General features: G+C 63.3%; 17 protein-coding genes. All 17 read right to left on the bottom strand.

Annotated elements, in window-relative coordinates:
- Positions 1–8: 8 nt before the first annotated feature.
- Entirely contained in the window at positions 9–326 is a 318-nt protein-coding gene (rplX, locus tag HEP73_RS17095) for a 50S ribosomal protein L24 (RefSeq protein WP_009607346.1), read from the bottom strand.
- Positions 327–341: 15 nt separating this feature from the next.
- Positions 342–710, bottom strand: coding sequence for a 50S ribosomal protein L14 (gene rplN / locus HEP73_RS17100; protein WP_003486699.1), 369 nt, complete (start codon positions 708–710; stop codon positions 342–344).
- Between the two features lie 14 nt (positions 711–724).
- Complete coding sequence (gene rpsQ, locus HEP73_RS17105) at positions 725–994, bottom strand: 30S ribosomal protein S17 (RefSeq protein WP_046979797.1); 270 nt, start codon at positions 992–994, stop codon at positions 725–727.
- Between the two features lie 11 nt (positions 995–1,005).
- Positions 1,006–1,191 (bottom strand): 50S ribosomal protein L29, encoded by a 186-nt coding sequence (gene rpmC, locus HEP73_RS17110; protein WP_185813736.1) that lies wholly within the window; start codon positions 1,189–1,191, stop codon positions 1,006–1,008.
- Complete coding sequence (gene rplP, locus HEP73_RS17115; RefSeq protein ID WP_012915063.1) at positions 1,191–1,604, bottom strand: 50S ribosomal protein L16; 414 nt, start codon at positions 1,602–1,604, stop codon at positions 1,191–1,193. Before rplP ends, rpmC begins: the two co-directional genes overlap by 1 nt.
- A gap of 5 nt (positions 1,605–1,609) precedes the next feature.
- Complete coding sequence (gene rpsC / locus HEP73_RS17120; protein ID WP_003470660.1) at positions 1,610–2,344, bottom strand: 30S ribosomal protein S3; 735 nt, start codon at positions 2,342–2,344, stop codon at positions 1,610–1,612.
- Positions 2,345–2,362: 18 nt separating this feature from the next.
- Positions 2,363–2,698, bottom strand: coding sequence for a 50S ribosomal protein L22 (rplV, locus tag HEP73_RS17125; protein WP_003470663.1), 336 nt, complete (start codon positions 2,696–2,698; stop codon positions 2,363–2,365).
- Between the two features lie 12 nt (positions 2,699–2,710).
- Positions 2,711–2,980, bottom strand: coding sequence for a 30S ribosomal protein S19 (gene rpsS / locus HEP73_RS17130; RefSeq protein WP_003470666.1), 270 nt, complete (start codon positions 2,978–2,980; stop codon positions 2,711–2,713).
- 6 nt (positions 2,981–2,986) lie between these two features.
- Entirely contained in the window at positions 2,987–3,814 is an 828-nt protein-coding gene (gene rplB, locus HEP73_RS17135) for a 50S ribosomal protein L2 (protein ID WP_046979791.1), read from the bottom strand.
- A 10-nt stretch (positions 3,815–3,824) separates the two neighbouring features.
- Positions 3,825–4,124 (bottom strand): 50S ribosomal protein L23, encoded by a 300-nt coding sequence (gene rplW, locus HEP73_RS17140; protein WP_003470672.1) that lies wholly within the window; start codon positions 4,122–4,124, stop codon positions 3,825–3,827.
- Positions 4,121–4,726 carry a 50S ribosomal protein L4 gene (rplD, locus tag HEP73_RS17145; protein WP_185813737.1) on the bottom strand — a complete coding sequence of 202 codons (606 nt, stop codon included), beginning with the start codon at positions 4,724–4,726 and terminating at the stop codon, positions 4,121–4,123. The genes rplW and rplD overlap by 4 nt, the downstream gene beginning before the upstream one ends.
- A 12-nt stretch (positions 4,727–4,738) precedes the next feature.
- Positions 4,739–5,389 carry a 50S ribosomal protein L3 gene (gene rplC, locus HEP73_RS17150; protein ID WP_046979794.1) on the bottom strand — a complete coding sequence of 217 codons (651 nt, stop codon included), beginning with the start codon at positions 5,387–5,389 and terminating at the stop codon, positions 4,739–4,741.
- A gap of 11 nt (positions 5,390–5,400) precedes the next feature.
- A complete protein-coding gene (gene rpsJ, locus HEP73_RS17155; RefSeq protein WP_003470680.1) occupies positions 5,401–5,736 on the bottom strand; it encodes a 30S ribosomal protein S10 in 336 nt (111 codons plus the stop codon).
- 486 nt (positions 5,737–6,222) lie between these two features.
- On the bottom strand, positions 6,223–7,413 hold the full coding sequence (gene tuf / locus HEP73_RS17160) for an elongation factor Tu (RefSeq protein ID WP_060747701.1): 1,191 nt from the start codon (positions 7,411–7,413) through the stop codon (positions 6,223–6,225).
- A 90-nt stretch (positions 7,414–7,503) separates the two neighbouring features.
- Positions 7,504–9,594, bottom strand: a complete 2,091-nt coding sequence (fusA, locus tag HEP73_RS17165; protein WP_185813738.1) for an elongation factor G — start codon at positions 9,592–9,594, stop codon at positions 7,504–7,506.
- A 140-nt stretch (positions 9,595–9,734) separates the two neighbouring features.
- Positions 9,735–10,202, bottom strand: a complete 468-nt coding sequence (gene rpsG, locus HEP73_RS17170) for a 30S ribosomal protein S7 (protein WP_185813739.1) — start codon at positions 10,200–10,202, stop codon at positions 9,735–9,737.
- Between the two features lie 14 nt (positions 10,203–10,216).
- Positions 10,217–10,591, bottom strand: coding sequence for a 30S ribosomal protein S12 (gene rpsL, locus HEP73_RS17175; RefSeq protein WP_003469157.1), 375 nt, complete (start codon positions 10,589–10,591; stop codon positions 10,217–10,219).
- Between the last annotated feature and the right edge of the window lie 172 nt (positions 10,592–10,763).

The following is a 10,763-nucleotide window of genomic DNA, read 5'->3' on the forward strand; positions in this document are numbered from 1 at the left end:
GTCATTCCTCAGGCGTCGAGCGCCTCACCGCTGGAGCGGAACACACGCAGTTTGCGTCCATCCTCCAGCACCTTGAAGCCAACGCGCTCGCCCTTGCCCGTTGCCGGGTTGACGATCGCCACGTTGGAAATATGGATCGACGCTTCACGCTCGACCACGCCGCCGGCAACGCCTGCCTGCGGGTTCGGCTTGGTGTGGCGCTTGACGATGTTCGCGTTGGAGACGATCACCCGATCGCCGTCGACGCGGACGATTTCGCCCTGCTTGCCCTTGTCCTTGCCGGTAGTGACGACAACCTGGTCGCCCTTCTTGATACGGTTAGCCATGTGTATGTCCTCCGCTCACAGCACTTCAGGAGCGAGCGAGACGATCTTCATGAACTTCTCGGAACGCAGCTCGCGGGTAACAGGCCCGAAGATGCGCGTGCCGATCGGCTCCTGCTTGTTGTTGAGCAATACCGCAGCGTTGCCGTCGAAGCGGATCAGCGAACCGTCGGGACGACGCACACCCTTGCGGGTACGCACCACGACGGCGTCGTAGACTTCGCCCTTCTTGACCTTGCCGCGCGGGATCGCGTCCTTGACGGTGACCTTGATGATGTCGCCAATGTGCGCGTAGCGGCGCTTGGAGCCGCCGAGCACCTTGATGCACATCACTTCCTTGGCACCGGAGTTATCGGCGACATCGAGGTAGCTCTGCATCTGGATCATGATTCAGATCTCCCTTATTCGGCCGAACGGGTGACGATTTCAACCACCCGCCAGTTCTTGGTCTTGGACAGCGGCGCAATCTCGGTCACGCGCACGACATCGCCTTCGTTGCAGGCGTTGTCGGCGTCGTGGGCGTGGAGCTTGGTCGAGCGCTTGATGTACTTGCCGTACAGCGCATGCTTGACCTGACGCTCCACCAGCACGGTGACGGTCTTGTCCATCTTGTTGCTGACGACGCGGCCTTCGACCGTGCGCAGCGTCTTGCTTTCGTTAGTGTCGCTCATGGCGGCCATCCTTACTTCGTGCTGCCGATCAGGTACTTCACGCGAGCAATCTCGCGGCGCACCCGGCGGGTTTCGTGGGTCTTCGGCAGCTGCCCGGTGACCTGCTGCATGCGCAGGGCGAACTGCTCCTTGCGCAGATCGGTCAGGTGCACCTTCAGATCGTCAGCCGACTTCTCGCGGAGTTGTTTGATGTCCATCAGCGTACCGTCCGGGTCACGAAGGTGGTGGTCACCGAAAGCTTGGCGGCGGCCAGGCGGAACGCCTCGCGCGCGATATCTTCGCCGACACCTTCGATTTCATAGATCATGCGACCGGGCTGGATCTGGGCGACCCAGTACTCGACGTTACCCTTACCGGAGCCCATTCGCACTTCGATCGGCTTCTTGGTGATCGGCTTGTCCGGGAACACGCGGATCCACATCTTGCCGCCGCGCTTGACGTAGCGGCTGATCGAGCGGCGCGCCGCTTCGATCTGGCGCGCGGTCAGCTGACCGTGCGCGGTGGCCTTCAGTCCGTACTCGCCGAAGCTGACGGCGTTGCCGCTCCACGCCAGGCCGTCGTTACGGCCCTTGTGCATCTTGCGGTATTTGGTTCGCTTGGGTTGCAACATTGCCGTTACCTCGCTTCACGAGCCGGACGCGACGGACGGTCACCACGGTCGCCGCGATCGTTACGATCGTTGCGCGGGGAATCGTCCTGCTTTTCCTGGCCAACCTGGGAGAAATCGAAGATCTCGCCCTTGTAGATCCACACCTTGATGCCGATGATGCCGTAGGTCGTCTTGGCTTCAGCGAAGCCATAGTCGATGTCGGCACGCAGCGTATGCAGCGGCACGCGGCCCTCGCGGTACCACTCGGAACGGGCGATTTCCGCTCCGTTCAAGCGACCAGCGACGTTGACCTTGATGCCCAAGGCACCCAGGCGCATCGCGTTGCCAACCGAGCGCTTCATCGCGCGGCGGAACATGATGCGACGCTCCAGCTGCTGCGCGATCGACTCGGCGACCAGCTGCGCATCCAGCTCCGGCTTGCGCACTTCGGTGACGTTGATGTGGGCGGGGACGCCCATCATCTCGCTCACTTCCTTGCGCAGCTTCTCGATGTCCTCACCGCGCTTGCCGATCACCACGCCCGGACGGGCGGTGTGGATCGTCACGCGCGCGGTCTTGGCCGGACGCTCGATCAGGATCTTGCTGATGCCCGCCTGCGCCAATTTCTTGCGCAGCATTTCGCGAACCTTGAGGTCGGCTGCCAGGTAACCGGCGAACTCGCCCTTGTTGGCGTACCACTTGGAATTCCAGTCCTTGGAGACACCCAAGCGGATTCCAATCGGATGAACTTTATGACCCATCGTCTTTTCCTTTCCGCTTTACTTGGCGGCGCCCACAACCACAGTGATGTGGCTGGTGCGCTTGAGGATGCGGGTACCGCGGCCTTTCGCCCGCGCCATGAAACGCTTCAGGGTCGGACCTTCATCAACCATGATGGTCTTGACCTTCAGCTCGTCGACATCCGCGCCCTGGTTGTTCTCGGCATTGGCGATCGCCGACTCCACCACCTTCTTGATCAGGTGGGCAGCCTTCTTATCCGAGAACTTCAGCAGGTTGACCGCCCGCTCGGCGGAAAGACCGCGCACCTGGTCGGCGACCAGGCGGGCCTTCTGCGGGGAGATGCGCGCAGTGCGCAGGATTGCTTTCGCTTCCATCGTCATCTCTCCTTACCGGCTCGACTTCTTGTCGCCACCGTGACCCTTGAAGGTCCGGGTGACGGCAAATTCGCCGAGCTTGTGGCCGACCATGTTCTCGTTGACGAGCACCGGAACGTGGTTCTTGCCGTTGTGCACGGCGATGGTGAAACCCACCATCTCCGGCAGGATCATCGAGCGACGCGACCAGGTCTTGATCGGACGCTTGCTGCCGGCCGCGGCCTCCACCTTCTTGACGAGGTGGTGATCGACGAACGGGCCTTTCTTGAGTGAACGTGCCATGGTCGATTAGCCCCTACGATCGCGGACGATGAATTGTTCGGTGCGCTTGTTATGGCGCGTCTTGTAACCCTTGGTCGGCACACCCCAGGGGGTGACCGGATGCGGATTACCCTGACCGGCCTTCGCCTCACCACCACCGTGCGGGTGATCGACGGGGTTCATGGCCGCACCGCGAACGGTCGGACGCACGCCGCGCCAGCGCTTGGCGCCTGCCTTGCCCAGCTTCTCGAGGTTGTGCTCGTCGTTGCCGACTTCGCCGATGGTGGCGCGGCACTCGACCGGCACCTTGCGCATTTCGCCGGATCGAAGACGCAGGGTGGCGTAGATGCCTTCACGCGCGACCAGTTGCACCGCGGCGCCGGCAGCACGCGCGATCTGCGCGCCCTTACCCGGCTTCAGTTCGATGCCGTGCACCGTCGTACCGACCGGGATGTTGCGCAGCGGCAGGGTGTTGCCGGTCTTGATCGGCGCATCCGAACCCGCGATCACCTGGTCGCCGGCCTTCAGGCCCTTCGGCGCGATGATGTAGCGGCGCTCGCCGTCGGCGTAGCACAGCAGGGCGATATGGGCGGTGCGGTTCGGATCGTATTCGATCCGCTCCACGCGCGCCGGAATGCCTTCCTTGTTGCGCTTGAAGTCGATCAGGCGGTAATGCTGCTTGTGGCCACCGCCGACGTGACGGGTGGTGATGCGGCCATGGTGGTTACGACCACCGGACTTGCTCTGCGGCTCCAGCAGCGCTGCATGCGGCGCGCCCTTGTGCAGATCGGGCGTGACCACGCGCACGGCCGAACGACGGCCGGGAGAAGTGGGTTTGAATTTCATCAATGGCATGGGATGGACCTCAGGCCTTGGCCGTTACGTCGATGGACTGGCCTTCGGCCAGACGCACGTACGCCTTGCGCCAATCGCCGCGACGACCGCTGCGCGAACGGAAGGACTTGTTCTTGCCCTTGACGTTCAACACGTTGACCGACTCGACCTTGACGTCGAACAGCTGCTCGACCGCGGCCTTGACATCGGCCTTGGTGGCTTCGCTCGAGATCTCGAAGACGTACTGATTGGAGAGTTCCTGCAGGCGCGCGGTCTTTTCGGAGACACGCGGGGCACGCAGCACGCTGAAGATTTTTTCGTTGCTGCTCATGCCAGCCACTCCTCGACCTTCTTGACCGCATCGGCGGTGATCACGACCGTATCGGCCCCGACCAGCGACACCGGATCCAGGCCCTGCACGTCACGCACTTCCACGTAGGGAAGGTTGCGCGCCGACAGGTACAGATGCTCGGACGCCTCTTCGGTCACGATCAGCGGGCGCTTGCCCACTTCCAGACCCTTCAGCTTCTCGATCAGATCCTTGGTCTTGCTGGCCTCGACGTCGAACGCCTCGACGACCATCAGGCGACCCTGGCGGTTGAGCTCCGAAAGGATCGCGCAGATCGCAGCGCGATACATCTTGCGGTTCACCTTCTGCTCGAAGCTGCGCGGCTTGGCCGCGAAGGTCACGCCGCCGCCGACGAAGATCGGAGCGGTCAGCGCGCCGTGGCGTGCGCCACCGCCCTTCTGCTTCTTCGACTTCTTGGTGGTGCCGTTGACTTCCGAACGCGTCTTCTGCGCCTTGGTGCCGGCGCGGCCGGCGTTGCGATAAGCGACGACGACCTGGTGGACCAGATCCTCGCTGAAATCGCGACCGAACACGGCGTCGGAGACCGAGACCTTGTTGTTGCTACCCGTGATAACGAGTTCCATCGTCATCTCTCCTTATGCCTTGCTAGCCGGACGCACGATCACGTCGCCACCGGCAGCGCCAGGCACAGCGCCGCGAATGGCGATGAGGCCACGCTCGACGTCGACCTTGACCACTTCCAGATTCTGCGTGCTCTGCTGCACCGCGCCCATGTGGCCGGACATCTTCTTGCCCGGGAAAACGCGACCCGGGGTCTGGCGCTGACCCAGCGAACCCGGCGCGCGATGCGACAGCGAGTTACCGTGGGTGGCATCGCCCATGCGGAAGTTGTACCGCTTGATGGTGCCCTGGAAACCCTTACCCTTGGTGACGCCCTGGACGTCGACCTTCTGGCCGACCTCGAAGATGTCCGCCTTGATCTCGCCGCCGATGGCGTAATCGCCCAGCTGCGCGTCTTCAACGCGGAACTCCCACAGGCCGCGACCGGCTTCGACCTTCGCCTTGGCGTAGTGGCCGGAGGCAGGCTTGTTGACCAGCGCGGCGCGACGGGCGCCCACGGTGATCTGCACGGCGCTGTAGCCGTCGCTTTCGACGGTCTTGAGCTGGGTGATGCGGTTCGGGGTCGCTTCGATCAGGGTCACCGGGATGGAGCGGCCGTCTTCGGTGAAGACGCGGCTCATGCCGGCCTTGCGGCCCACGAAGCCCAACGAATATTTCTTCGTCATGGTCGTAGTCCTCAGGTCAACTTGATCTGGACATCGACGCCCGCCGCGAGCTCGAGCTTCATCAGCGCGTCCACGGTCTTGTCGTTAGGGCCGATGATGTCGAGCACGCGCTTGTGCGTGCGGGTCTCGTACTGGTCGCGCGCGTCCTTGTCGACGTGCGGAGAAACGAGAATGGTGTAGCGTTCGATCTTGGTCGGCAGCGGGATCGGGCCGCGCACTTGCGCGCCGGTCCGCTTAGCCGTCTCAACGATCTCGCTGGCCGAACGGTCGATCAGACGATGATCGAACGCCTTCAGCCGAATCCGGATCTTCTGATCCGCTTTCTGACCGGTCTTTTGCTCCGCCATGGCGGTGGGTTCCTTCGTTAAAAGAGCGACGGGCAAGGCCTCTGGGATACCTGCCCCGATTATTTCCTGACGTCGTATACCGCCGAGCATCCAGCTGGCGAGGGCCATTCCTCCGCCCAAAAACTGAGGCAGACCAGTTACCCGGCCTGCCCAGACGGAAAAGTATAATGCGCAGATAAAACAAAATCAACAGCGCAAGGCCGTTGAATGCTTCATGCAGCGCGACCTTCCCGGTCTGGCGAACACGAGGGGCGTCCTGCCTCTCTTTTCGCGGTGTATCCGGCACCCTACCCAGGAATGCCGAGCCGCGCATTATAGCGGCTGTTTCACTTGCCCGCAACATGTCACGGCAAGAATTTTGTACCGCCCTGCCTACCGCAAAACGACGAAGGGCCGGCTTGCGCCGACCCTTCGTTGAACCGCCAGCCGAAGCCGCGGTCGCCACCGGCCGGACGGCCCCGGAAGGGCCGCCGACACATGCGGGCATTACTTGATGATCTTGGCCACCACGCCGGCGCCGACGGTACGGCCGCCTTCGCGGATCGCGAAACGCAGGCCTTCGTCCATCGCCACCGGGTTGATCAGCGTGACCACCATCTTCACGTTGTCGCCCGGCATCACCATCTCGACGCCTTCCGGCAGCTCGCAAGCGCCGGTGATGTCGGTGGTGCGGAAGTAGAACTGCGGACGGTAGCCCTTGAAGAACGGAGTGTGACGGCCGCCCTCGTCCTTCGACAGCACGTAGACTTCGGCTTCGAACTCGGTGTGCGGCTTGATCGAACCCGGCTTGCACAGCACCTGGCCGCGCTCCACGTCGTCACGCTTGGTGCCGCGCAGCAGCAGACCGGCGTTGTCGCCCGCCTGACCCTGGTCCAGCAGCTTGCGGAACATTTCCACGCCGGTGACCGTGGTCTTCTGCGTGGCACGGATGCCGACGATTTCGATTTCGTCGCCCACCTTGATGATGCCGCGCTCGATACGACCGGTCACCACGGTGCCGCGGCCCGAGATCGAGAACACGTCTTCCACCGGCATCAGGAACGGCTTGTCCACGTCGCGCTGCGGCTCCGGGATGAACGTATCCAGCGCTTCCACCAACTTCAGGATCGACGGCACGCCGATCTCGCTCTGGTCGCCTTCCAGCGCCAGACGCGCCGAACCGTGGATGATCGGGGTGTCGTCGCCCGGGAAGTCGTACTTGCTCAGCAGCTCGCGCACTTCCATCTCGACCAGCTCAAGCAGCTCGGCGTCGTCGACCATGTCGGCCTTGTTCAGGAACACCACGATGTGCGGCACGCCGACCTGGCGCGACAGCAGGATGTGCTCGCGGGTCTGCGGCATCGGGCCGTCAGCGGCCGAGCACACCAGGATCGCGCCGTCCATCTGCGCCGCACCGGTGATCATGTTCTTGACGTAGTCCGCGTGACCCGGGCAATCGACGTGCGCGTAGTGACGGTTCGGGGATTCGTACTCCACGTGCGCGGTCGAGATCGTGATGCCGCGCGCCTTCTCTTCCGGCGCCGCGTCGATCGCGTCGTATGCCTTGAACTCGCCGCCGAAGCGCTCTGCGCCGATCTTGGTCAGCGCCGCGGTCAGCGTGGTCTTGCCGTGGTCGACGTGACCGATGGTGCCGACGTTGACGTGCGGCTTGGTGCGCTCGAACTTACCCTTTGCCATGATGTATTTACCTTGTAATTCGTAATTGGGGACAAGGGAGCGGGATGCGGGAGTGGCTATGCCCGCATCCCGTATCCCGTCTCGCTAAAGTCAGCTTTTCTTGATGACCGATTCGGCGATGTTGGCCGGCGCTTCGGCGTAATGGTCGAATTCCATCGAGAACGTGGCGCGACCCTGCGACATCGAGCGCAGCGTGGTGGCGTAGCCGAACATTTCGCCCAGCGGCACCATCGCGTTGATCACCTTGCCGGACGGACTGTCGTCCTGGCCCTGCAGGATGCCGCGACGACGGCTGACGTCGCCCATCACGTCGCCCAGATAGTCTTCCGGGGTCACCACTTCGACCTTCATGATCGGCTCCAGCAGGACCGGGCTGGCCTTGTTGAAGCCTTCCTTGAAGCCCATCGAGCCGGCGATCTTGAACGCCATTTCCGAGGAGTCGACGTCATGGTACGAGCCGTCGATCAGACGCACCTTGATGTCCACGATCGGGTAGCCGGCCATCACGCCGTTGGCCACCGCTTCCTGGATGCCCTTGTCGACCGCCGGGATGTATTCCTTGGGCACCACGCCGCCGACGATCGCGTTCTCGAAGGTGTAGCCCAGGCCACGCTCCTGCGGCTCGATCTCGAGCACGACATGACCGTACTGGCCCTTACCGCCGGACTGGCGCACGAACTTGCCTTCCTGCTTGACCGCCTTGCGGATGGTCTCGCGGTAGGCCACCTGCGGCTTGCCGACGTTGGCTTCGACGTTGAACTCGCGCTTCATGCGGTCGACCATGATTTCCAGGTGCAACTCGCCCATGCCGCGGATGATGGTCTGGCCGGATTCTTCGTCGGTATTGACGCGGAACGAGGGATCTTCCTGGGCCAGACGGCTCAGCGCGATACCCATCTTTTCCTGGTCCGACTTGGTCTTCGGCTCCACCGCCATCGAGATCACCGGCTCCGGGAACACCATGCGCTCCAGGATGATGATGTGGTCCTGCGCGCACAGCGTGTCGCCGGTGGTGACGTCCTTCAGGCCCACCGCCGCGGCGATGTCGCCCGCGCGCACTTCCTTGATCTCTTCGCGATTGTTGGAGTGCATCTGCAGGATGCGGCCCACGCGCTCCTTCTTCGACTTGACCGGGTTGTACACCTGGTCGCCGGAGTTCAGCGTGCCGGAGTAGACGCGGAAGAAGGTCAGCGAACCCACGAACGGGTCGGTCATGATCTTGAACGCCAGCGCCGAGAACGGCGCGGTGTCGGTGGCCGGACGGCTGTCTTCCTTGTCGTCCTCGTCGATGCCCTTGACCGGCGGACGGTCGCTGGGCGACGGCAGCAGCTGGATCACGCCGTCGAGCATCGCCTGCACGCCCTTGTTCTTGAACGCGGTGCCGCAGTACACCGGCACCACTTCCACCTTCAGGGTGCGCTCGCGCAGGCCGCTGACGATTTCCTCTTCGGACAGCTCGCCCTCGTTGAGGTACTTGTCCATCAGCTCTTCGTTGGCTTCGGCCGCGGCCTCGACCATGAACGCGCGCGCCTCGACGGCCTTGTCGGCCAGGTTGGCGGGGATCTCGCGGTACTCGAACACGGTGCCCTGCGAGGCGGTATCCCAATGGACCGCCTTCATCTTGAGCAGATCGACCACGCCCTCGAAGCCGTCTTCGGCGCCGATCGGCACCTGCATCGGCACCGGGTAGGCACCCAGGCGCGACTTCAGCTGCTCGACCACCTTGTCGAAGTTGGCGCCGGTACGGTCCATCTTGTTGACGAAGGCGAGACGCGGCACCGAGTACTTGTTGGCCTGGCGCCACACGGTCTCGGACTGCGGCTGCACGCCGCCGACCGCGCACAGCACGAACACCGCGCCGTCGAGCACGCGCAGCGAACGCTCGACTTCGATGGTGAAGTCGACGTGCCCTGGGGTGTCGATGATGTTGAAGCGGTGCTGCGGCAGCGACTTGTCCATGCCGCTCCAGAACGCGGTGGTCGCGGCGGAGGTGATGGTGATGCCACGCTCCTGCTCCTGCTCCATCCAGTCCATCGTCGCGGCACCGTCATGCACCTCGCCGATCTTGTGGCTGACGCCGGTGTAGAACAGGATGCGTTCGGAGGTGGTGGTCTTGCCGGCATCGATGTGAGCCATGATGCCGAAGTTGCGGTAACGCTCGATGGGAGTGTTGCGGGCCACAGGGAGCCTCTCAGAATTCTTGGATTGCGGATGGCCGAACGCCGCCTTGCGGCGGCCTTCGGATTTGTGCAGCGCTCAGCGGCGCCGCTAGCAGCACATATAGATTGTGCTGACGGGCCCTGTTTCCAAGGCCCGGAAGGTCACCAGCGGTAATGCGCGAACGCCTTGTTCGCTTCCGCCATGCGGTGGGTTTCTTCACGCTTCTTGATGGCGCCACCACGGTTTTCCGAGGCGTCGACCAGCTCGGCCGCGAGCTTGCGCGGCATCGAGTTCTCGCCGCGCTTGCGCGCCGAGTCGATCAGCCAGCGCATGGCCAGCGCCATGCGACGGGAGGTACGCACCTCGACCGGCACCTGGTACGTGGCACCGCCGACGCGACGCGACTTGACTTCGACCGCCGGAGCGACGTTGTCCAGTGCCTTCTGCACCAGCTCGACCGCGTTCGGGTTTTTCTCGCCGATGACGTCCATTGCGCCATAGACGATCTTTTCGGCGACCGACTTCTTGCCGCTCAGCATCACCATGTTGATGAAACGGGCGATGGTTTCGCTGCCGTGCTTGGGATCCGGCAGGACGGTGCGCTGCGGAGTAGAACCTTTACGAGACATTTGTGTGCTTTCCCTTAGCTCTTCGGACGCTTGGCGCCGTACTTGGAACGACCCTGGCGACGCTTGGCGACGCCGGCGGCATCGAGCGAACCGCGCACGGTGTGGTAGCGCACGCCCGGCAGATCCTTGACGCGACCGCCGCGGATCAGGACCACGGAGTGCTCCTGCAGGTTGTGGCCTTCGCCACCGATGTAGCTGATGACCTCTTCCTGGTTCGTCAGGCGCACCTTGGCGACCTTACGCAGGGCCGAGTTCGGCTTCTTCGGGGTGGTGGTGTACACGCGCGTGCAGACGCCACGGCGCTGCGGGCACTTGTCAAGCGCCGGGGAGGCGCTCTTGTAGGTGGTCGCCTGCCGCGGCTTGCGGACCAGCTGGTTGATCGTCGCCATCAGTGGATTCTTCTGATTGAGGCCGTGGGGCCTGGATGCGTGAAAACGAAGGCAGGCCGAAGGACGGCCTGCCGAGACAGGAAAGTATAGCGGGCAAGTAAAAGCTCCGTCAACTCAACGGAAACTTAACTTGCTGGTCCCTCCCGGACCGGAACACGGGGCGCGTCCGCTG

Source organism: Xanthomonas sp. GW (assembly GCF_014236815.1).
Lineage (GTDB): Bacteria > Pseudomonadota > Gammaproteobacteria > Xanthomonadales > Xanthomonadaceae > Xanthomonas_A.

What these genes read in the sequence shown, in the direction of transcription:
- rplV (WP_003470663.1), bottom strand. Translation starts at nt 2,698, where the DNA reads ATGGAAGCGAAAGCAATCCTGCGCACTGCGCGCATCTCCCCGCAGAAG.
- rplP (WP_012915063.1), bottom strand. Translation starts at nt 1,604, where the DNA reads ATGTTGCAACCCAAGCGAACCAAATACCGCAAGATGCACAAGGGCCGT.
- rplB (WP_046979791.1), bottom strand. Translation starts at nt 3,814, where the DNA reads ATGCCATTGATGAAATTCAAACCCACTTCTCCCGGCCGTCGTTCGGCC.
- rpsS (WP_003470666.1), bottom strand. Translation starts at nt 2,980, where the DNA reads ATGGCACGTTCACTCAAGAAAGGCCCGTTCGTCGATCACCACCTCGTC.
- rplN (WP_003486699.1), bottom strand. Translation starts at nt 710, where the DNA reads ATGATCCAGATGCAGAGCTACCTCGATGTCGCCGATAACTCCGGTGCC.
- rplX (WP_009607346.1), bottom strand. Translation starts at nt 326, where the DNA reads ATGGCTAACCGTATCAAGAAGGGCGACCAGGTTGTCGTCACTACCGGC.
- rpsL (WP_003469157.1), bottom strand. Translation starts at nt 10,591, where the DNA reads ATGGCGACGATCAACCAGCTGGTCCGCAAGCCGCGGCAGGCGACCACC.
- rplW (WP_003470672.1), bottom strand. Translation starts at nt 4,124, where the DNA reads ATGAGCAGCAACGAAAAAATCTTCAGCGTGCTGCGTGCCCCGCGTGTC.
- rpsJ (WP_003470680.1), bottom strand. Translation starts at nt 5,736, where the DNA reads ATGGCGGAGCAAAAGACCGGTCAGAAAGCGGATCAGAAGATCCGGATT.
- rpsG (WP_185813739.1), bottom strand. Translation starts at nt 10,202, where the DNA reads ATGTCTCGTAAAGGTTCTACTCCGCAGCGCACCGTCCTGCCGGATCCC.
- rplC (WP_046979794.1), bottom strand. Translation starts at nt 5,389, where the DNA reads ATGACGAAGAAATATTCGTTGGGCTTCGTGGGCCGCAAGGCCGGCATG.
- rplD (WP_185813737.1), bottom strand. Translation starts at nt 4,726, where the DNA reads ATGGAACTCGTTATCACGGGTAGCAACAACAAGGTCTCGGTCTCCGAC.
- rpsQ (WP_046979797.1), bottom strand. Translation starts at nt 994, where the DNA reads ATGAGCGACACTAACGAAAGCAAGACGCTGCGCACGGTCGAAGGCCGC.
- rpsC (WP_003470660.1), bottom strand. Translation starts at nt 2,344, where the DNA reads ATGGGTCATAAAGTTCATCCGATTGGAATCCGCTTGGGTGTCTCCAAG.
- tuf (WP_060747701.1), bottom strand. Translation starts at nt 7,413, where the DNA reads ATGGCAAAGGGTAAGTTCGAGCGCACCAAGCCGCACGTCAACGTCGGC.
- rpmC (WP_185813736.1), bottom strand. Translation starts at nt 1,191, where the DNA reads ATGGACATCAAACAACTCCGCGAGAAGTCGGCTGACGATCTGAAGGTG.